The sequence below is a fragment of the Pantoea sp. JK genome (genome assembly GCF_026130245.1).
Taxonomy (GTDB): domain Bacteria; phylum Pseudomonadota; class Gammaproteobacteria; order Enterobacterales; family Enterobacteriaceae; genus Pantoea; species Pantoea trifolii.
In genome coordinates, this window is sequence record NZ_JAINFN010000001.1 from 301,406 (window position 1) to 321,527 (window position 20,122).

At 57.0% G+C, this 20,122-nt stretch carries 17 protein-coding genes; 8 read left to right on the plus strand and 9 right to left on the minus strand.

Annotated features, from left to right (window positions below; all coding sequences use genetic code 11):
• Positions 1 to 75: 75 nt before the first annotated feature.
• The 5 genes from PanJK_RS01450 to PanJK_RS01470 all read right to left on the minus strand — a co-directional run bounded on the left by PanJK_RS01450 (position 76) and on the right by PanJK_RS01470 (position 5,788).
• Complete coding sequence (locus PanJK_RS01450) at positions 76 to 1,116, minus strand: oxidoreductase (RefSeq protein WP_265296872.1); 1,041 nt, start codon at positions 1,114 to 1,116, stop codon at positions 76 to 78.
• A gap of 77 nt (positions 1,117 to 1,193) precedes the next feature.
• Positions 1,194 to 2,111 (minus strand): arabinose operon transcriptional regulator AraC, encoded by a 918-nt coding sequence (gene araC / locus PanJK_RS01455; protein ID WP_008110234.1) that lies wholly within the window; start codon positions 2,109 to 2,111, stop codon positions 1,194 to 1,196.
• Between the two features lie 67 nt (positions 2,112 to 2,178).
• On the minus strand, positions 2,179 to 3,165 hold the full coding sequence (gene araH / locus PanJK_RS01460; RefSeq protein WP_265296874.1) for an L-arabinose ABC transporter permease AraH: 987 nt from the start codon (positions 3,163 to 3,165) through the stop codon (positions 2,179 to 2,181).
• A 17-nt stretch (positions 3,166 to 3,182) separates the two neighbouring features.
• Positions 3,183 to 4,703, minus strand: coding sequence for an L-arabinose ABC transporter ATP-binding protein AraG (gene araG, locus PanJK_RS01465; protein WP_265296876.1), 1,521 nt, complete (start codon positions 4,701 to 4,703; stop codon positions 3,183 to 3,185).
• 101 nt (positions 4,704 to 4,804) lie between these two features.
• A complete protein-coding gene (locus PanJK_RS01470) occupies positions 4,805 to 5,788 on the minus strand; it encodes an arabinose ABC transporter substrate-binding protein (RefSeq protein WP_061720153.1) in 984 nt (327 codons plus the stop codon).
• A gap of 365 nt (positions 5,789 to 6,153) precedes the next feature.
• On the opposite strand from PanJK_RS01470, the gene PanJK_RS01475 reads away from it, so the two are divergent.
• Positions 6,154 to 7,839, plus strand: coding sequence for a ribulokinase (locus PanJK_RS01475; protein ID WP_265296877.1), 1,686 nt, complete (start codon positions 6,154 to 6,156; stop codon positions 7,837 to 7,839).
• Between the two features lie 12 nt (positions 7,840 to 7,851).
• Positions 7,852 to 9,354 carry an L-arabinose isomerase gene (araA, locus tag PanJK_RS01480; protein ID WP_256696355.1) on the plus strand — a complete coding sequence of 501 codons (1,503 nt, stop codon included), beginning with the start codon at positions 7,852 to 7,854 and terminating at the stop codon, positions 9,352 to 9,354.
• A gap of 269 nt (positions 9,355 to 9,623) precedes the next feature.
• On the opposite strand, the gene yjfF is transcribed toward araA, so the two are convergent.
• Genes yjfF through ytfQ form a run of 4 tightly spaced genes read right to left on the minus strand, consistent with a single transcriptional unit; the run spans position 9,624 to position 14,149 of the window.
• Positions 9,624 to 10,610: a galactofuranose ABC transporter, permease protein YjfF gene (gene yjfF, locus PanJK_RS01485; protein WP_256696354.1), complete on the minus strand. Its 987-nt coding sequence runs from the start codon at positions 10,608 to 10,610 to the stop codon at positions 9,624 to 9,626.
• The gene (gene ytfT, locus PanJK_RS01490; RefSeq protein WP_008110246.1) at positions 10,607 to 11,623 is read right to left on the minus strand and encodes a galactofuranose ABC transporter, ATP-binding protein YtfT; all 1,017 of its coding nucleotides are present in this window, start codon (positions 11,621 to 11,623) and stop codon (positions 10,607 to 10,609) included. The genes yjfF and ytfT overlap by 4 nt, the downstream gene beginning before the upstream one ends.
• Positions 11,616 to 13,136: a sugar ABC transporter ATP-binding protein gene (locus PanJK_RS01495; protein WP_256696353.1), complete on the minus strand. Its 1,521-nt coding sequence runs from the start codon at positions 13,134 to 13,136 to the stop codon at positions 11,616 to 11,618. Before PanJK_RS01495 ends, ytfT begins: the two co-directional genes overlap by 8 nt.
• Before the next feature lie 56 nt (positions 13,137 to 13,192).
• On the minus strand, positions 13,193 to 14,149 hold the full coding sequence (ytfQ, locus tag PanJK_RS01500) for a galactofuranose ABC transporter, galactofuranose-binding protein YtfQ (protein WP_008110249.1): 957 nt from the start codon (positions 14,147 to 14,149) through the stop codon (positions 13,193 to 13,195).
• A 675-nt stretch (positions 14,150 to 14,824) separates the two neighbouring features.
• On the opposite strand from ytfQ, the gene ydgT reads away from it, so the two are divergent.
• The 6 genes from ydgT to rsxD all read left to right on the plus strand — a co-directional run bounded on the left by ydgT (position 14,825) and on the right by rsxD (position 20,121).
• Positions 14,825 to 15,040, plus strand: a complete 216-nt coding sequence (ydgT, locus tag PanJK_RS01505; RefSeq protein WP_036650139.1) for a transcription modulator YdgT — start codon at positions 14,825 to 14,827, stop codon at positions 15,038 to 15,040.
• A 110-nt stretch (positions 15,041 to 15,150) separates the two neighbouring features.
• Positions 15,151 to 15,594: a DUF2569 domain-containing protein gene (locus tag PanJK_RS01510; RefSeq protein ID WP_256696352.1), complete on the plus strand. Its 444-nt coding sequence runs from the start codon at positions 15,151 to 15,153 to the stop codon at positions 15,592 to 15,594.
• Positions 15,595 to 15,717: 123 nt separating this feature from the next.
• The gene (rsxA, locus tag PanJK_RS01515; RefSeq protein ID WP_008110256.1) at positions 15,718 to 16,299 is read left to right on the plus strand and encodes an electron transport complex subunit RsxA; all 582 of its coding nucleotides are present in this window, start codon (positions 15,718 to 15,720) and stop codon (positions 16,297 to 16,299) included.
• Positions 16,299 to 16,880: an electron transport complex subunit RsxB gene (gene rsxB / locus PanJK_RS01520; protein ID WP_008110257.1), complete on the plus strand. Its 582-nt coding sequence runs from the start codon at positions 16,299 to 16,301 to the stop codon at positions 16,878 to 16,880. Before rsxA ends, rsxB begins: the two co-directional genes overlap by 1 nt.
• Positions 16,873 to 19,062, plus strand: coding sequence for an electron transport complex subunit RsxC (gene rsxC / locus PanJK_RS01525; RefSeq protein WP_265296880.1), 2,190 nt, complete (start codon positions 16,873 to 16,875; stop codon positions 19,060 to 19,062). The genes rsxB and rsxC overlap by 8 nt, the downstream gene beginning before the upstream one ends.
• On the plus strand, positions 19,063 to 20,121 hold the full coding sequence (rsxD, locus tag PanJK_RS01530) for an electron transport complex subunit RsxD (protein ID WP_256696350.1): 1,059 nt from the start codon (positions 19,063 to 19,065) through the stop codon (positions 20,119 to 20,121).
• Position 20,122 lies beyond the last annotated feature (1 nt).

Below are 20,122 nucleotides of genomic sequence, written 5' to 3' on the forward strand. Positions count from 1 at the left end.
GGGTGAGGGATAAAGCGCACGGAGTGTTTTCCCCTTACCCCGGCCCTCTCCCAAAGGGAGAGGGAGTAAAGCGAATTAACGCAACGACATAGTCTGGCGCTTCTCGGCGGACTGCAAGCCCAGCTCGATCAACTCCATTACCTGAATCGCCTCTTCTGCCTGCACCGGATTTGCACCTGTGCCCGTAATCGCATCACGAATGCCTGCGTAGTACGCCGGATAGTTTCCTGGCAAGGTCAGCAGCTCTTTCTCCACCATCACATCGCCTTCCGCCAGCGTCAGCGTACCGTTGCGCATGTCGTAGCCCCAATCTTCCTGCGGCGGACGTTCACCCGCTTTCAGACGATCTTCCTGCGGATCGAGTCCGTACTTCACGTAGCTGCCGCGCATGCCATGCACCACAAAGCGTGCTGATTCCGCCGCCACCAACATGCTGGCGTGCAGCACCACGCGGCGCGTTGGATAGGTCAATACGGCATGGAAGTAATCGGTGGTTTGAGCGCCTGGACGCAGCTCTGCCATATCGACATTGATGGCGACCGGCGTGCCAAACAGCTGCAGCGCCTGGTCCAGCACGTGCGGTCCAAGATCGAACCAAATGCCGCTGCCCGCACCTTTCATTTCACGCCAGCGTTGACGCACTTCAGGGCGGAAACGGTCAAAGTGGGATTCGAAGTAACGCACTTCGCCCAAGGTGCCGTCGTTCAGCAGCGATTTCAGCGTCAGGAAATCGCTGTCCCAGCGACGGTTATGGAACACCGACAGCAGCAGACCTTTGGCTTTCGCCAGCGCATCCAGTTCACGCGCCTGTGACAACGTCACGGTAAATGGCTTATCGACCACCACGTGTTTACCGGCGTTGAGTGCCGCTTTAGCTAAGGGGAAATGGGTGTCATTCGGGGTCGGAATAACAATCAGTTGCAGTGTCGGGTCGTCCAGCAGCGCCTGTGGATCGGAAACCACCTGCACTGACGGCCAGTCAGCATGCACTTTGCTGGCATCGCTGCTCGAGATCGCTGCCAACTCAACATCCGGCGTACCGGCGATCAAGGGTGCATGAAAGGTTTTGCTAGCAAAACCGTAGCCGATTAGGCCGACACGTAATTTATCGCTCATTCTCATTCCTCTTGTTCGTTACCAGACTGATTTAAGACGAATCGGTCTATAAGAACAAGGCGGAATCACCTGAAAACTCAGGAAATAGCACTCCGTGCGGATTGCCAGCTCTCGTGAGCCACCAACGCATCCTGCGCATCCTGGCTGCGGCGGCGGAAGTCGCTGGGGCTGACGCCAACGCGTTTGCGGAACACGCGCGAGAAGTAGAGCTGGTCGTCGTAGCCCACTTCGCGGCCAACAGAAGCGATCGGTTCCTGGGTGGTTTGCAGCAGCAGTTTGGCGCGGATAACGCGCTGATCTTCGCGCCAGCGCAGCAGATTAATGCCCATTTGCTCGCGGAACAGATGCGCCAGCCGTGACGGCGACAGGCAAACATGGCGCGCCACTTCTTCAATCTTCACTTCGCCCGCCAGATGATTAGTGACGTACTGGCAAGCTTCAATCACGCGTGGATCGCGAATCTGTTGATGGCTGCGCGGGTCCTCTTCCACCGCACGCAGCAGCAGGCGCTCCAGCAGGTTCATCGCCAGCTCTTCGGCGAAGCGACGTCCGGAATTGTGAGTTTGTTCGATGCTGGCGAACAGGCGGTCAAATTCGGCACGCTGCGCTTCTGACAGACGCAAACGCCCTACGCCCTGACTTTCATCCTGCCACTGCAACCAATCGGTCCAGTACGCGCGCGGACGGAAATAGACCCAGCGATGGAACCAGCACGGGCTATCGGGCGCGCGGCCATAATAGTGCGGGGTTTTCGGTTGAAACAGCAGCAGATCGCCCGGCTCGCAGTCGAAGGCGGATTCACCATCAAACACGCGGCCCTGACCTTTAATGGTCAGATTAAGGATGTAGCCTTTCATGCCGTGCGGACGATCGATAAAGAAATCGAGCGCGTCATTGGCGTTAATCGGCGTCAATCCTGCCACCAGCCAGGCATTGAACGCATAGCCCGGCAATAAGGGATTCTGCTGCTCACTCGGGGGTTCACGATGGTACATAGTGGCCTCACTTATCGCGTGAAATGCGGCGAGCGCGCCCGCTAACCGGCGCGCTCAGCCTTGGTTATCAGGCGGCTTTACTTTTCTGTTTGTAGCGGTCAAAAATCACCGCCGCTAACAGTATCAAACCGCGCACCACATACTGTGAGAATGGCGAGATATTCAATAAATTCATCGCATTCTCAACCGTGCCGAGGATCAGCACGCCCGCTACCACATACGAAATTTTGCCGATGCCGCCTTTCAGCGAAACGCCGCCCAGTACGCAAGCCGAAATCACAATCAGCTCATAACCGAGCGACGTCATTGGCTGGCCGCTGGTCATGCGCGACGCCAGAATGATGCCCGCCGCCGCCGACACTAAACCCGACAAGATGAAGATGATGATGCGCGTACGCACCACCGGCACACCGGCCAGACGTGCCGCTTCTTCGTTGCCGCCAATTGCCAGCGTATTACGGCCAAAGGTGGTTTTGTTTAGTAAGAAGCCGAACAGCACCATGGTGGCGATGGTGAGCCAGATGGGTGCCGGTACGCCAAGCCAGTTGGCGTAACCGAGGGTAAAGAAGCGCTCGTCTTCAATGCCCACCGCTTTGCCGTCGGAGAAGATATAAGCCAGGCCGCGCACAATCTGCATGGTGGCCAGCGTGGTGATCAGGGCGTTGATTTTCAGCCGCGCGATGACGAAGCCGTTGATGAAGCCCGTAGCCATGCCGAGCAATAAACCGGCCGCGACGCCAATCCACAGGCTTTCGGTCATGTTGATCACCACAGCGGTGACCACACCGGCGCAGGCGATCACCGACGCCACAGAAAGGTCAAAGTCGCCGGAGGCGAGGCAGAACAGCATGCCGCACGCCACCATGCCGGACATCGACATCGCCAGACCGAGCCCTTTCATATTGATGATGGAACTAAAATTCGGCACGAAAATGGCACAAACGATAAACAGCAGTGCGAACACCACCAGCATGCCGAAGTTGTCCCAAATCCGCCCGAGTTGCAGCCCGTTGCGCTGCACCGGTGGCGTGTTGGAAGTGGTAGATGAAGCCATTATTGCTCTCCTTTACATCAGGCCACGGCGGCCGCTTGAGTGGTTTTCGGCATCGCCAGGCTCAGCGTCAGCTGCTCTGTGGCCGTGTCGTGGGACAGTTCACCGGCAATTTCACCTTCACGCATCACCAGAATGCGATCGGCTAATCCCATCACTTCCGGCAAGTCGCTGGAGGCAAATAGCACCGCAATGCCTTTTTTCGCCAGGGCATAAATCAGGTTGTAGATTTCGTGTTTGGCACCGACGTCAATGCCGCGCGTCGGTTCATCGAGCAGAATCACGTTCATCTCTTCCGACAACCAGCGGCCCAAAATCGCCTTCTGCTGGTTGCCGCCCGACAGGTTCATGATCAGCTGCTGCGGACCCGGCGTTTTGATGTTGAGTGAACGAATGTGGATATCGGCGTTTTTCGCCTCCCAGCTCGGTTTGATCAGGCAACCAGCGGTGAGATTGTGGCGACGCGCGCTGATGTTGATGTTATCGCGTACCGAATGCACCGGAATAATGCCCTCCGATTTGCGATCTTCCGGGCACAGCATGATGCCGGCACGGATAGCGTCGATCGGCTGGCGAATGTTGAGCTTGTTGCCATCCAGCGTCACGGTGCCGCCGCGCAGTTTGGTAGCCCCAAACAGCCCTTTCATCAGTTCGCTGCGTCCTGCGCCCACTAAGCCAAACAGGCCCACGATTTCACCGGCGCGCACCGTTAACGAAATCGGCGTGCGCACCCCCTTCGCCTCTACCGCGTCCAGCTGCAGACGCACGGGACCAAGTTCACGCGGCGCGTAACCATAAATATCCCCCAGATTACGTCCCACCATCGCCTGCACCAGATCGTCGTGATGGGTGTTTTTCATATCGGTGAAGGTGCGCACGTAGCGACCATCTTTAAACACGGTGATAGCGTCGCTGAGCGCAAAAATCTCCTCCATGCGGTGCGAGACATACAGCACGGTACGGCCCTGCTGGCGCAGCTGACGGATCACGCGGAACAAGTGTTCAATCTCACGCGCCGACAGCGAGCTGGTAGGTTCGTCAAAGGCGATAATGCGCGCGTTACGCGCCAGCGCTTTGGCGATCTCCACCATCTGCCACTGGCCGAGCGACAGGTATTTCAGCGGCATATCCGGATCGATATCCATGCCGAGATTTTGCAGCTGCAAACCGGCTTCATAGCGCAGCAGTTTGCGATTCACCAAACCACGCTTGTGTGGCAGCTGGCCGAGATAGATGTTCTCCGCCACGCTCATTTCCGGCACCAAGTGCAGTTCCTGGTAAATGATCGCCACGCCCGCGTCCAGCGCATCCACGGTGGTGTTAAAACTCTTCGGCTGGCCTTTGATACGAATCTCGCCGCCGCTCGGCTGATAGCTGCCGCTGAGGATCTTCAACAGCGTCGATTTACCGGCACCGTTTTCCCCCATCAGCGCGTGCACTTCTCCGGCACGGCAGCTGAATGAGATGTCCTGCAGCGCTTTCACGCCAGGAAAGGTTTTGCTAATGCCATGAAACGACAGAAAGGCTTGATCAGTGTTCATGGAAACTCCTAAGTCATGGACTGAGGTGCGCATGAATGCGCACCCTACAAAACCGCATCGTAGGGTCGCCATTTATGGCGACCTTCCAAAACCGCTGATCCTTACTTCAGCCCTTTCTTATCCAGCTCGGCTTTGAAGTTATCGCGGGTAATCAGCACCACATCGGTGACTTCGGTGAACTTCGGCGGCTCCTGATCTTTGGTTACCCAGTTGTAGAGCATCTGGCTGCTCTTATAACCGTGTACGTCCGGGCTTGGCAGCAGCGAACCGTAGAAGCCGGTGGCGGAACCTTTTGACAGCTCACTCACCGCATCAACACCGTTGATGCCGATACCGATCACGTCTGGCGCCTTGAAGCCCTGACCTTCGGTGGCGCGCACGCCGCCCAGCACGGTGTTATCGTTCATGCCGAGAATCAGCCAATGCTTCACTTCCGGATGCTGCACCAGCAGCGAGTTACCGGCATCAAACGCGCCTGGGATATCGTTGGATTTGGTCGGGACTTGATAAATCTGCTTCTCCGGGAAACCGGCGGCTTTCAGCGCGTCCATCGAACCGCTGGTGCGACGGCGTGCGGTGTCGAGCTCGTTGGCGGTGATGGCCATCACGCCAGTCTCTTTCACATCCCAGCCGCGTTTCTGCATCTCTTTATACAGTTCTTGTCCCTGACGCTCGCCGATCTTGGTCGCGGCCATCATCACTAATGGCACGGTATCCATCGGCTTGCCTTTGGCGGTGACGAACTGGTCATCGACGGCGATCACTTTCAGACCGTAACCGCGCGCTTTAGCAACAATCGCCGAGCCGAGTTTGGGATCCGGCGTACAGATAACAAAACCTTTCGCGCCGCTGGCGGCGAGGCTATCGATAGCGTTGAGGGTTTTCTCGCCGTCAGGCACCGCAATTTTGATCACTTCGAAACCGAGATCCTTGCCAGCTTTATCCGCGAATTTCCATTCGGTCTGGAACCAGGGCTCTTCCGGTTGTTTGACAAGGAAACCGAGTTTCATGGTCTCGGCGATAGCGGATTGTGACATAACCGCAGCGAGACCTACCGCCGCCAGCGTTTTAGTGAATTTATGCATGATGCTCTCCGGCACAATGTTGTTTTAGGCTGTTATTAACCAATCGGTGTAAACGCTACCAATCAAATAATTCTGTGGGGTACAGCTAAAAATCAGCGCGTTAGCACAAAGGTTGTACAAAGGCTGCGCAAACGCTGGGCTAGTTGTAGCGGGAATGGAAAGGAAAAATGTAGAGCGGTATCACATCCCAAAACGATGACAAAATCCTCCATATATTCAGCAAATTTAACCGGTCGTTAACTTTTGCTATGGATCACACATCCTCGCCGATGGCAGAAAAGTGCATATTCTCAGCGACTGATGACTAACCGCTTCTGCCGCCCCATTCCAGGATAGAGCCAGATAACTCACACAGGAGAATCCCAATGGGTGCTGGCACCATAACAATTGGGCTGGATTTCGGCAGTGACTCGGTGCGTGCGCTGGCCGTGGACTGTCACAGTGGTAAAGAGCTGGAAAAAGCGGTGGTCAACTATGCACGCTGGGCCAACGGTGAATTTTGCGATGCGCACGCCAACCGTTTTCGTCACCATCCGCAGGATTATATTGATGCGTTAGAACAGGCGATTGTCACCGTGGTTAACGCCTTAACGCCTGAGCAGCGCGCCGCCGTGGTCGGGATTGGCGTGGATTCCACCGGCTCAACGCCCGCGCCCATCGATCGTGATGGCAACGTGCTGGCGCTGCGCCCGGAATTCGCCAGCAATCCCAACGCGATGTTTGTGCTGTGGAAAGATCACACCGCGATTGAAGAAGCCGAAGAGATCAATCAGCTGTGTCGAAGCGGTCGTTTCAACGATTACACCCGCTATATTGGCGGCGTGTATTCGTCGGAGTGGTTCTGGGCCAAGATACTGCACGTGTCACGCGCCGATGCTGCGGTACGTGACGCGGCAGTGTCTTGGGTGGAACTGTGCGATTGGGTGCCCGCGTTACTCAGCGGCACCACCGCACCCGCGCAACTGCGTCGTGGACGCTGTGCCGCCGGGCACAAATCACTGTGGCATCCGGAGTGGCAAGGCTTGCCGCCGGCTGAGTTCTTCCGCGCGCTCGATCCGCTGCTGGTCGAGCAGCTCGATTCTCCCCTGTTCGAAGAAACCTGGACCGCCGATGTGCCAGTTGGCACGCTCAGCAGCGAATGGGCACAGCGCCTCGGCTTATCAGAGAAGGTGATACTTTCGGGCGGCGCGTTTGACTGCCACATGGGCGCGGTCGGTGCTGGTGCGCAGCCGTATACGCTGGTGAAAGTGATTGGCACCTCAACCTGCGACATTCTGATTGCCGACAGCGACACCGTTGGCGACCGCGCCATCAAAGGCATTTGCGGCCAGGTGGATGGCAGCGTGGTGCCAGGCGCGATTGGCTGCGAAGCCGGTCAGTCAGCGTTTGGCGATATTTATGCCTGGTTCAGCCGCCTGCTCGGCTGGCCATTGCAGCAGGCGGCGCAGCAACATCCCGAGCTGCAACCGCAGTTAGCCGCGCTGCAAAAAGATCTGATCCGCAACCTCACCGAAGCCTGGGCGGCCAATCCGCAGCTCGATCATCTGCCGGTGGTGCTCGACTGGTTCAACGGCCGCCGCACGCCGGATGCTAATCAGCGCTTAAAGGGCGTCATCACCGATCTCAACCTTGGCACCGATGCGCCCGCGCTGTTTGGTGGCCTGATCGCCGCCACCGCGTTTGGTGCGCGCGCCATTATGGAGTGCTTCGAACAGCAGCAGATTCCGGTGCAGAGCATCCTGACGCTCGGCGGCATCGCCCGCAAATCCCCCGCCATCATGCAGGCGTGCTGCGACGTGATGAACCGTCCGCTGGATATCGTCGCCTCTGACGAATGCTGCGCACTCGGCGCCGCCATTTTTGCCGCCGTCGCTGCGGGCGTGTATGCCGATGTGCCTGCCGCCCAGCACGTGATGGCCAGTCCGATTGATGTCACGCTGCAACCCAACGCCGAGCGCGTGGTGGTTTATCAGCAACTTTATCAACGTTATCAAAACTGGTGCCAGGCCGCTGAACCGCAGTATGCCGCGCGCACCGCATCCGCTCAGTAAAGGAGAGATTTAATGGAACAGCACAACGCACAACAGGTGTGGTTTGTTATTGGTACGCAGCACCTTTACGGCGCGGAAACCTTGCGTCAGGTGGAACAGCACGCTCGCCAGGTGATGGACGGATTGAATCAGGCCGGCACGCTGCCGGTGTCGCTGGTGCTCAAGCCGCTGGTGAAATCGCCGGATGAAGCGCTGGCCCTGTGCCGCGCTGCCAACCACGACAATCAGTGCGTCGGCATCATTACCTGGCTGCACACCTTCTCGCCGGCCAAGATGTGGATTGGTGGCCTCAGCATCCTCAATAAGCCGCTGCTGCAATTCCATACCCAGTTCAATGCGGAGATTCCGTGGGACAGCATGGATATGGACTTTATGAACCTCAACCAAACCGCGCACGGCGGCCGCGAGTTCGGTTTTATTGGCGCACGTATGGGCTTGCAGCACAGCGTGGTGACCGGCCACTGGCAGGATAAAGCCAGCCAGCAGCGCATCGGACGCTGGATCAATGCCGCGCTGGCAAAACAGGCTAGCCAGCAACTGAAAGTAGCGCGCTTCGGCGACAACATGCGCGAAGTGGCGGTAACCGAAGGCGATAAAGTCGCAGCGCAGATTCAGTTTGGTTACTCCGTAAATGGCTGGGGCGTCGGCGATCTGGTTGAAGTGGTGAACAGCGTCAGCGATGGCGACGTCAACGCGTTGATTGATGAATACGAAAGCCAATATCGCTTTACCGATGTTGCAGCGGTTAACGGTGAAAAGCGTCAAAACGTACTGGATGCGGCACGCATTGAGCTCGGTCTGAAGCGCTTCCTCGAAGCCGAGGGCTGCAAAGCCTTCACCACCAACTTCCAGACCTTGCACGGCATGACGCAACTGCCCGGTTTGGCGGTGCAACGCTTGATGGGCCAGGGCTACGGCTTTGCCGGTGAAGGCGACTGGAAAACCGCCGCGCTGCTACACATCCTCAAGGTACAAGCGGGCACGCGTGCAGGCGGCACCTCCTTTATGGAGGATTACACCTATCACTTCTCACCGGGCAACGATTTGGTGCTGGGCTCGCACATGCTGGAAGTGTGCCCGTCCATCGCCAAAGAGGAGAAACCGCTGATTGATGTGCAGTTCCTCGGCATTGGCGACAAAGCCGATCCAGCACGCATGATCTTCTCCACGCCAGCCGGACGCGCGGTAAATGCCAGCGTCATTGATATGGGCGATCGTTTCCGTTTACTGGTGAACGTGGTGGATGCCATCGAGCAACCTAAACCGTTGCCAAAACTGCCGGTGGCGCGTGCTTTGTGGCGTGCCCAGCCGTCGCTGGCAACGGCCTCCGAAGCCTGGATTCTGGCCGGCGGCGCGCACCACACGGTGTTCAGCCAGGCGCTGGATTTGGATGATATGTATCTTTACGGCGAGCTGAATGGCATTGAAGTGCTGGTGATTGATGAGGAGACGCGCTTACCGGCATTTAAAGATGCGTTGCGCTGGAATGAGGCGTACTACCGCTTAGCGCGTTGATTTAGTCCTTTGCGATATTCCCCTCATCCTAACCTTCTCCCGCAAGCGGGAGAAGGAACCGTTCAGTTAACGCTGTGATTTCCTATCCTACATCAATCATCAATCTGCCCCCTCTCCCGCCTGCGGGAGAGGGTTGGGGTGAGGGAAACGTGGGTGCTTGACAAACAAAGAAATCCTCACCAAGTCAGGAAAGGCCGTGGCGCCGATCCAGTAGCCATTAAGCAAACCAGGTGGCTATAAATGGCCACCCTACGAAAGCGAAGAAGAATTTAAGAGGTTAATCTTTTGACAGGGGCGTTCTGCTGGCGATCCCACATAACCGTTAACAGGCGTTGCAGCGCGATAAAGGCGAACAGCAGAATGCCGATGGCGATCTTGGTCCACCATGAACTCAAGGTACCGTCGAAGTTAATCCAGGTTTGAATCAATCCCTGAATCAACACGCCGAACAGCGTGCCCAACACCGTGCCGACGCCGCCGGACAATAACGTCCCGCCAATCACCACCGAGGCAATCGCGTCCAGTTCCACGCCCAATCCCGCCAGCGCATAGCCCGCCGAGGTATAAATCGAGAACACAATGCCCGCCAGCGTCGCCAGCGTGGTCGACAACATATAAATCTTAATGGTGGTCGCACGCGTAGACACGCCCATCAGCTGCGCCGAAGTCAGGCTGCCGCCAATCGCATACACCTGATTACCAAAACGCGTGCGGTGCGCCAGAATAATGCCGCCCAGCACCACCACCAGCATAATTAGCGCCAGCAAACTCAAGCGGCCGCCGCCGGGGATCTTCCACGCGAGGCTCGACAGCGTGGTGTAAAGCGGATGATCGATGGGAATCGAATTCTCCGACACCAGATAGCTGCAGCCGCGCAGGAAAAACATCCCCGCCAGCGTAATGATAAATGCCGGAATTTTCAGCGCATCGATCAACCAGCCCATCATCGCGCCAAACAGTGCGCCCATCGCCAGCACCAGCGTAAACGCCAGAATGGGATCGAGATGATAATCGCCAATCACTCGCGCCAGAAACACGCCGCTGAAGGCGATCACCGCGCCCACCGACAGATCAATCCCGCCGGACAAAATCACGAACGTCATTCCCACGGCAATAATGCCGAGGAAGGCATTGTCGGTGAGGATATTGCAGATCACGCGCGTTGAGGCGAAGCCGGGAAATTGGCTCAGGCAAAACAGATAACCCGCCACAAATACCAGCAGCGTGATCATCAAGGGCAGATGACGTTTCATCATTTCGGGCGTCTCCGTTTCAACATGGCAATAAAGCGTGGCGACTGCAGCAGCAGCACGCACATCACCACCACCGCTTTCACTACCTGATTGAGTTCAGGCTGGAAGCCGGACAGCAAAATACCGGTATTCATCGACTGAATAATTAACGCGCCAATCAGCGACAGCACCAGATTAAAGCGCCCGCCCATCAGCGAGGCACCGCCAATCACCACCGCCAAAATCGCATCCAGCTCCAGCCACAATCCGGCGTTATTGGCATCGGCCCCACGGATATCCGCGGCAACGATCATGCCCGCCACCGCCGCACACATGCCGCTAATCACATAGGTCGACATCACCACCAGCCAGCCATTCACACCGGCATTGCGCGCTGCACGCAGGTTAATACCGACCGCCTCGATAAACAGTCCGAGCGCGGTTTTGCGCGTCAACAGCCACACCACTAACGCCACCAGCAACGTGATCCACACCGGCACCGGCAGCAGCCACAACGAACCGCTGCCGAACCACGCCAGGCTATCGCTGTTGAAGGTGACGATCTGCCCCTGCGTAATCAGCTGCGCCACGCCGCGTCCCGCCACCATCAAAATCAAGGTGGCGACAAATGGCTGGATTTTTAGCAACGCCACCAAAATGCCATTCCACAAACCGCAGGCCAGGCCGGTACCGAGCGTCACCAGAATGATGAACGGCAAACTGTGCCCCGCCACGGTCAGCGTCGCCGCCGTCGCACCGGCAATCGCCATCACCGCGCCCACCGACAGATCGATGCCGCCGGTAGCAATCACCAGCGTCATGCCAATCGCCAGCAGCGCCACCGGCGCGGCGCGATTGAGGATATCAATTGGGCTGCCGAACAAACGGCCATCCTGAATGTGGATGGCAAAAAAGTTATTCGCCACCAGGCTATCCACCAGCAGCACCAGAATCAACGCCACAATCTGCGGCATGCCAGGCGGCAGCTTCGGCTTACGCCGTTCGGGTTTGTCATGTGTCATAGGGGATTCAAGCATGTTGTGCTCCTCCGTCAGCGATGGCGTTGACGATCGCGGCCACCGACAGCTGCTCCAGCGGGATTTCGGCCACCTGCTTCAAATCGCGCATAATCAACACGCGATCGGCATAGCCCACCAGTTCTTCGAGTTCAGAGGAGATAACCAGCAGCGCCAATCCGTCGGCGCACAGGGTTTCAATTAAGCGAATGATCTCGGCGTGCGCGCCCACATCGATGCCGCGCGTTGGCTCGTCGAGGATCAGGAATTGCGGTTTAGTGACCAGCCAGCGCGACAGCAGCACTTTTTGCTGGTTGCCGCCGGACAACAGCTCAACCGGTTGATCGGCATGCGGCGTGCGAATGCCGAGGCTCTTGATAAAGCGCTCGGCGATCTCCTGCTGCTCACGACGCTTAATCGGTCGCAGCCAGCCGCGCTGCGCCTGCAACGCCAGAATGATATTTTCGCGTACCGATGCGCCACCAATGATGCCGTCGGTTTTACGATCTTCCGGACAGAAGCCCATGCCGAGACGCGAGGCCTTCGCGGGCGTGCGAATGCTCTGCACTTTGCCCTTGATGGTCGCAGTGCCGCGATCGGCGCGGCGAATGCCAAACAGCACTTCGGCGGTTTCGGTTCGGCCTGAACCGAGCAATCCGGCCAGGCCCACCACTTCACCCGGTCGCACCTGCAGGTTGAACGGTTCAATGGTGCCCTTCTTGCCGTAATCTTCAAACGACACCACCGGCTGATTGCTGCGCAGCGTGCTGCCCTGACGCTGCAAAGCGGTTTCCAGCAACTCGCGTCCCAACATCAGCTTAATCAGTTCAATCTGCGGCAGCGTGGCGGTATCGCGCGTGGCAATAAACTGGCCGTTACGCAGCACAGTGATGCGATCGGTAATGCGGTAAACCTGGTCGAGAAAGTGGGTCACAAAAATCAGGCTCATCCCTTTGGCTTTCAGCTGCGCCATCAGGGTAAACAGCATTTCGACTTCATTGGCATCGAGGCTGGCGGTCGGTTCATCGAGGATCAGCACCTGCGCGGAGAGATCGACCGCGCGGCAAATCGCAATGATCTGCTGCATCGCCACCGAGTAATGGCCCAGCGGTCGCGTCACATCGAGCACAAAGCCGTAGTTGCGCATCAGCGCATCGGCATCGCGCACCATGCGCTTGCGATCGATCATGCCCAAGCGACGCGGCTCGCGGCCAATGTACAAATTGTCTGCTACCGACATATTCGGCAGCAGATTCACTTCCTGATAAACGGTGCCAATGCCCATCTCCTGTGCATCAGCGGTATTGTGCGGCGTAATCGCCTTGCCATTCAGGGTGACCGTACCGGCATCGCGGGTGTAAACGCCGGTCAGGACTTTAATCAGCGTAGATTTGCCCGCGCCATTTTCACCCAGCAGCGCCATGATCTCGCCCTTGCGGATGCTGAACGAAACATTATCCAGCGCCTTCACGCCGGGAAAGCCTTTGCTGACGCCGCTGATGGTCAGCAGTGCGGTTTCATCGGAGGTGCTCATCGGGTTCTCCCTCGCCTTACGTCATCAAAAACCGCCCCGAAGGGCGGTTGCGGGGATCAGTAACCCATGCCTTTTTTGGTATCGAGCTGTGCCTGCGCGGAGTCCGGCAGATACAGTTTCGATTCTGTTTTGATGATTTTCGGCGGCATCGTGCCGTCTTTCTTGAATTTCTCCAGCGCGTCGAATGCCGGACCCGCCATGTTTGGCGTCAGCTCCACGTTGGCATTGGCTTCACCGGCCAGCATCGCTTTGTAGATATCGGGCACGCCGTCAATCGAACCGGTCAGGATATCTTTGCCTGGTTTTAAACCGGCTTCTTTGATCGCCTGAATGGCACCGATCGCCATATCATCGTTATGCGCGTAAACCATGCAGATGTTCTTGCCGTTGTTTTCCGCCTTGATAAAGCTCTCCATCACCTCTTTACCTTTGCTGCGGGTAAAGTCGCCGGACTGCGAGCGAATCACTTTGATGTTGTCGTGTCCCGCGATGGCTTCGGCGAAGCCTTTCTTACGGTCAATTGCCACGCTGGCGCCAACGGTGCCTTGCAGCTCGACGACGTTACATTTTTTGTCCGCAACGGTTTTCACCAGCCAGTCACCAATCAACTTGCCTTCCAGCACGTTATCAGCGGTGACCACCGCCATATACAGCGATTTGTCTTTCACCACGATGGCGCGATCGAGTAAGAACACCGGAATCTTGGCGTCTTTGGCTTCTTCCAGCACCGGCTCCCATCCCGTTTGCACCACTGGCGCAATGAAGATGGCATCAACGCCCTGCGCAATGAACGAGCGCACCGCTTTGATTTGGTTCTCTTGTTTCTGCTGGCCATCGGCGATTTTCAGTGTGATGCCGCGCTTTTGCGCTTCACTTTTTGCCACATTGGTTTCTGCTGAACGCCAGCCAGATTCCGAGCCAACCTGTGAGAAGCCCACCGTCATATCAGCAGCCAATACCGACGTACTCAGTGCCGAGCTCACCATGGCGGTCAAGAGTAAACGTTTCCACATAATTTCATTCCTCTGAAGGGAGTGTGTTGTAGGGGTACAAAACGCGAATTAAGCCTGGCTGAAAAGCGCGTAAACAAGCGCGACTTACTTCACAAATCAGAGTGAATTAAAGGAGTTACGCGAACGGGCAAGGCTTTAGTGAGCGTGCCGTTATGGACAAAATGCCTGCTAATTATTGCGCAGGTGGTTAAATAAATGTAATAAACAGAATCGGTTATGTTTCTCACTACTGAAAACGATTACAGCGGGTACGTAAAGAATGGTTATTCTCTGTCCGGACAATCAATTATTGGTTTTGTGACTGCTCGCACAGATTGTGAGTGCTGGTTTCATGGCGTGTGCACAAATTTGCTGGCCAGTCGCGAATAATTAGCAGATTCGTCAGCGGCACGATCGGAAATAACTATTATAGAGACGGATAAATAATGGCTAACCAGTATGGATTAATTAGTGTGAGATTTTCTCACACACCCGCTAATTACCGGCCTGAATTTGCCTTAAATCGCTTTTCAAATACGCGTTTAAAACCATTAAAACGCAAAAAAAGTGTCGTTTCATGAGCGAATTAGCGCATGTTGTCTGAATTTTGTTTTTTTTTACAAGTCGCGTATGGACTCTCGCTGCGTGCTCCCTATACTTGGGCACTTCCGAGTACTTTATATTTAAATGGCAATCATGACTGCGTTAGATTACCTGCTGAAATTCCGCAAAGTGAATAATCTCGATAGTCTGGAAAAACTCTACGACCATCTTAATTATTCGCTCACTGATGATAATGAGATCATCAATATGTATCGCGCTGCCGACCATCGACGTGCTGAACTGGTCTCTGGCGGACGTCTGTTCGACATGGGCCGCGTGCCTAAAACCGTCTGGCGTTACGTGATCTAATTGATTTACCCTCTCTTTATCTGCGCTCTTGCGTTGTCCAGGTCGGGCGTGCCCCGTTTGGACATGATACGCTCTGCATCGCCCTCTTTTTTGCAAACAGGATCTTCCCGATGACCGAACAGGTGTTCCCGCCACGTATCGCTGGCTGGTTATTGCTGCCGCTGGCGTGGCTGATCATGACCATGCTGACCAGCGCGCTGGTGGTGGCGATGTATTTGAGCCCGCTGTTCAATCCCGAATTGCGTACTACGCTGTTCTCACATGGTGGCATATTGCTCACGCAATGGTCGATTTCACTGCTGACCGCTGCGGTGGTTTGGCTTTACAGCCTGTGGGTGTGCTGGATTTTCTGTAAACGTTCGCGTCGCTTACCTCGCCACTACATTCTGTGGCTGTTGATGACGATTTTGCTGGCGTTAAAAACCTTTGCCTTCACGCCGGTTGCCGACGGCAAGGCGATTCAGACGTTGCTGCTGTCACTGCTGGCTGCGGCGGTGTTTGTGCCCTATTTCAAACGCTCTCAACGCGTGAAACAGACGTTTATCCAGCCATAATGATGTGAGTTTCGTCAGCAATTTAATTCTGAGTGCTCTCAACGACCACATAAACCCGGTGAAGGTTGAGATGCACCTCTCAATTCCGGATAATAGACGCCTTTCGGCTTCCCAGGTTAAAAAATGACCGATTACTTACTTCTCTTTATTGGCACAGTGCTGGTGAACAACTTCGTGTTGGTCAAATTCCTCGGCCTTTGTCCCTTTATGGGCGTGTCAAAAAAACTGGAAACGGCCATCGGCATGGGACTTGCCACCACTTTCGTGATCACGCTGGCGGCGATCTGCGCCTGGCTGGTGAACCACCTGATTCTGGTGCCGCTCGATCTGGTTTATCTGCGTACCCTCGCCTACATCCTGGTGATTGCTGTTGTCGTGCAGTTCACCGAAATGGTGGTGCGCAAAACCAGCCCGTCACTTTATCGCCTGCTGGGTATCTTTTTGCCGCTGATCACCACCAACTGCGCGGTACTGGGCGTGCCACTCTTGAGCGTTAACTTGAATCACACCTTCCTGCAAGCGGCGCTATATGGCTTCAGCGCGTCACTCGGCTTCTCGCTGGTGATGGTGCTGTTCGCGGGCATGCGCGAGCGTCTGGTGCTGGCGAATGTTCCTGCACCGTTTAAAGGCAACTCGATTGCGCTGATCACCGCCGGTTTGATGGCGCTGGCCTTTATGGGCTTCACCGGGCTGGTGAAATTCTAATGACCGCGATTTGGATTGCGATTGTCGCACTTGCTGCATTGGGCCTGGTGTTCGGTGCCCTGCTCGGTTACGCCTCGCGTCGCTTCGAGGTGGAAGAAGATCCGATTGTTGAACAGATCGATGAGATTTTACCGCAGAGCCAGTGTGGGCAGTGCGGCTATCCCGGCTGCCGCCCGTATGCCGATGCGGTAGGTAATAACGGCGAAGCCATCAATAAATGCGCGCCCGGCGGCGAGCAGACCATGCTCAAATTGGCCGCGCTGCTCAACGTTGAACCGCAACCGCTCGACGGCGGCGCAGAAGTGCTGGAGCCGATACGTACCGTGGCGTGGATCGATGAAGAGAACTGCATCGGCTGCACCAAATGTATTCAGGCTTGCCCGGTGGACGCCATCGTCGGTGCCACGCGCGCCATGCACACCGTGCTGAGCGATGTCTGCACCGGCTGCGATCTCTGCGTTGCGCCTTGTCCGACCGACTGCATTGAGATGCGCCCGGTTGCCACCACCACGGCCAACTGGAAGTGGAATCTCGACACCATTCCTGTACGGGTGATCCCGGTAGAAACAACCCATGCTTAATTTGTTTAACCTGTTCCGCAAAGAGAAGCTGTGGGATTTTCAGGGCGGCATTCATCCGCCGGAAATGAAAACACAGTCCAACGGCACGCCGCTGAGTCAGTTACCGCTGCCTGAGTGCTTTATCATTCCGTTAAAACAGCATATCGGCCATGAAGGCGAGATTTGCGTCGCGCCTGGCGACAAAGTGTTACGCGGTCAACCTCTGACCTTCGGCAGCGGACGCATGCTGCCGGTGCACGCCCCGACCTCCGGCACCATCGAAGAGATTGCGCCACACATGACGGCGCACCCTTCTGGCCTCTCCGAGCTGTGCATTTTCCTGCGTGCCGACGGCGAAGATCGCTGGACCACGCTCGATCCGCAGCCCGATTACCGCGCCCTGTCGCGTGAAGAGGCCGTCAAGCGCATTCACAATGCGGGTATTGCCGGTTTAGGCGGCGCGGGCTTCCCGACCGCCACCAAACTGCGCGGCGGCCTGCGCGGCGTCAAAACCCTGATCATCAACGCCGCCGAGTGCGAGCCTTACATCACCGCCGATGACCGCTTAATGCAGGATTGTGCCGCCGAAGTGCTGGAAGGCTGCCGTATTCTGGCGTGGGTGTTGCAGGCGGAACGCGTGCTGATCGGCGTTGAAGATAACAAACCGGAAGCCATTGCTGCGCTGAAACAGGCATTGGGTGGCGATCGTGAATTGCAGATTCGCGTCATCCCCACCAAGTATCCCTCTGGCGGCGCGAAGCAGCTGACGCAGATTCTTACCGGCCTCGAAGTGCCACACGGCGGACGCTCCACCGATATCGGCGTGCTGATGCAGAACGTCGGCACCGCGTGGGCGGTAAAACGCGCTATTGTTGACGGCGAACCGATCACCGAACGCGTGGTCACGCTGACCGGCGAAGCGCTGGCGCGTCCGCGCAACGTCTGGGGACGTCTCGGTACGCCGGTGAGCCATCTGCTGCAGCATGCCGGTTTTACGCCGGGATCGCGCCAGATGGTGATCATGGGCGGTCCGCTGATGGGCTTTACCCTGCCGTCGCTGAACGTACCGCTGGTGAAAATCTCTAACTGCATTCTGGCGCCGTCCGCCAGCGAAATGGGCAACGATCAGGAAGAACAATCCTGTATCCGCTGCAGCGCCTGCGCCGATGCCTGTCCGGCCAAGCTGCTGCCGCAGCAGTTGTTCTGGTACAGCCAGGGCGGCGATCACGAAAAAGCGCGCGCCCACAATATTGATGACTGCATTGAGTGCGGTGCCTGCGCTTACGTCTGCCCAAGTAACATTCCGCTGGTGCAATATTATCGTCAGGAGAAAGCGGAACTGCGCGCCATCGACCTCGAAGCGAAACGCACCGCCGAAGCGAAAGCGCGTTTTGAAGCGCGTCTGGCACGCCTGGAGCGCGAAAAACAGGCGCGTGAAGCGCGTCATGAAAACGCCAAACAGCGCGTGGCGCGCAGCGATCAGGGTGAACGGGATGCTGCCGTGGCACGTGTGAAAGCGCGTCAGGAAAAAACGCCGGAGCAGGATGCTGCGGAACGCGAAGCGCGTCACGCGCAAGCCTTAGCGCAGCAGGCCGAGAAGCAAGCTGAAACGCAGGCGCTGAGTCGTCAGTCTGGCGATCCGCGCAAAGCGGCGGTGGAAGCGGCAATTGCGCGTGCGAAGGCGAAGAAAGCGGGCGCACCTGCGGCTGAGATAGCGCCTGCCGCTGAACCGGTGGCTGAAGTCGATCCGCGCAAAGCTGCCGTTGAAGCGGCGATTGCCCGTGCGAAAGCGAAGAAAGCCGCCGCTGCCGCTGAACCGGCACCTGCCGAGCCGCCCGCTGAAGCACCTGCTGCTGAAGTCGATCCACGCAAAGCCGCCGTTGAAGCAGCGATTGCGCGCGCGAAAGCCAAAAAAGCCGCCGCTGCCGCACAACCTGCTGAACCGGCACCTGCCGAACCGCCCGCTGACGCACCTGCTGCTGAAGTCGATCCGCGCAAAGCCGCCGTTGAAGCGGCAATAGCGCGCGCCAAAGCGAAAAAAGCCGCTGCGGCGGCTGCGCAGCAGGCTGAAGCCACATCTCCTGAAGTGGAGGCTGCTGCCTCTCCTGACTCCGCCGACCCACGCAAAGCGGCAATTGCCGCTGCGGTCGCCCGTGCCAAAGCGCGTAAAGCGCAGCAGCAGCCTTCGACGACTGAGGATTAAATGGCTTTTCGTATTGCAAGTTCTCCCTATACCCACAACCGCCGCAGCACCGGAAATATTATGCTGCTGGTGGTGTTTGCCGCGCTGCCGGGCATGGCCGCACAATGGTATTTCTTTGGCGTAGGTTTTTTAATTCAGGTTTTGCTGGCAACCGCCACCGCGTGGGCCACCGAAGGGGCGATTCTGCGCTTGCGCAAAACGCCGGTGGTGCCGACCTTATCCGATAATTCTGCCCTGCTCACCGCGTTGCTGCTCGGCATCAGCCTGCCGCCGCTCGCGCCGTGGTGGTTGGTGGTATTGGGTACGATTTTTGCCATCGTCATCGCCAAACAGCTGTACGGCGGTTTGGGGCAAAACCCGTTTAACCCGGCGATGGTGGGTTACGTGGTGCTGCTGATCTCCTTCCCGGTGCAGATGACCAGCTGGCTGCCGCCCGATAGTTTGCAGGCGATCAAACCTGGCCTGCTGGATTCGCTCAGCATGATCTTCACCCACCACACGCTGGCCGGTGAAACCATGCAACAGCTGCAACTCGGCGTTGATGGCGTCAGCCAGGCGACGCCGCTCGATACCTTTAAAACCGGTCTGCGTGCCGGACACAGCGCCGATCAGTTATTGGCGCAGCCGATTTACAGCGGCGTGTTAGCCGGTCTCGGCTGGCAGTGGATTAACCTCGGTTATCTGCTGGGCGGCGCGCTGCTGCTGGCGAAAAATGCCATCCGCTGGCACATTCCGGTCAGTTTCCTCGTCTCGCTGGCGTTCTGCGCCACGCTGGGCTGGCTGTTCTCGCCGGAGTCGCTTAACTCACCGCTGATTCACCTGTTCTCGGGTGCCACCATGCTTGGCGCGTTTTTTATTGCCACCGATCCGGTAACGGCATCCACCACCAACCGCGGACGCCTGATTTATGGCGCGCTGATTGGTTTGCTGGTGTGGCTGATTCGCAGCTTTGGTGGCTATCCGGACGGCGTCGCCTTCGCGGTATTGCTGGCCAATATTTGTGTGCCGCTGATTGATTACTACACCCAGCCGCGCGTTTACGGCCATCGCAAGGACTGAA

Coding starts and splice junctions, on each gene's coding strand:
- PanJK_RS01450 (WP_265296872.1), bottom strand. CDS start 1,116: ATGAGCGATAAATTACGTGTCGGCCTAATCGGCTACGGTTTTGCTAGC.
- araC (WP_008110234.1), bottom strand. CDS start 2,111: ATGTACCATCGTGAACCCCCGAGTGAGCAGCAGAATCCCTTATTGCCG.
- araH (WP_265296874.1), bottom strand. CDS start 3,165: ATGGCTTCATCTACCACTTCCAACACGCCACCGGTGCAGCGCAACGGG.
- araG (WP_265296876.1), bottom strand. CDS start 4,703: ATGAACACTGATCAAGCCTTTCTGTCGTTTCATGGCATTAGCAAAACC.
- PanJK_RS01470 (WP_061720153.1), bottom strand. CDS start 5,788: ATGCATAAATTCACTAAAACGCTGGCGGCGGTAGGTCTCGCTGCGGTT.
- PanJK_RS01475 (WP_265296877.1), top strand. CDS start 6,154: ATGGGTGCTGGCACCATAACAATTGGGCTGGATTTCGGCAGTGACTCG.
- araA (WP_256696355.1), top strand. CDS start 7,852: ATGGAACAGCACAACGCACAACAGGTGTGGTTTGTTATTGGTACGCAG.
- yjfF (WP_256696354.1), bottom strand. CDS start 10,610: ATGATGAAACGTCATCTGCCCTTGATGATCACGCTGCTGGTATTTGTG.
- ytfT (WP_008110246.1), bottom strand. CDS start 11,623: ATGCTTGAATCCCCTATGACACATGACAAACCCGAACGGCGTAAGCCG.
- PanJK_RS01495 (WP_256696353.1), bottom strand. CDS start 13,136: ATGAGCACCTCCGATGAAACCGCACTGCTGACCATCAGCGGCGTCAGC.
- ytfQ (WP_008110249.1), bottom strand. CDS start 14,149: ATGTGGAAACGTTTACTCTTGACCGCCATGGTGAGCTCGGCACTGAGT.
- ydgT (WP_036650139.1), top strand. CDS start 14,825: ATGACTGCGTTAGATTACCTGCTGAAATTCCGCAAAGTGAATAATCTC.
- PanJK_RS01510 (WP_256696352.1), top strand. CDS start 15,151: ATGACCGAACAGGTGTTCCCGCCACGTATCGCTGGCTGGTTATTGCTG.
- rsxA (WP_008110256.1), top strand. CDS start 15,718: ATGACCGATTACTTACTTCTCTTTATTGGCACAGTGCTGGTGAACAAC.
- rsxB (WP_008110257.1), top strand. CDS start 16,299: ATGACCGCGATTTGGATTGCGATTGTCGCACTTGCTGCATTGGGCCTG.
- rsxC (WP_265296880.1), top strand. CDS start 16,873: ATGCTTAATTTGTTTAACCTGTTCCGCAAAGAGAAGCTGTGGGATTTT.
- rsxD (WP_256696350.1), top strand. CDS start 19,063: ATGGCTTTTCGTATTGCAAGTTCTCCCTATACCCACAACCGCCGCAGC.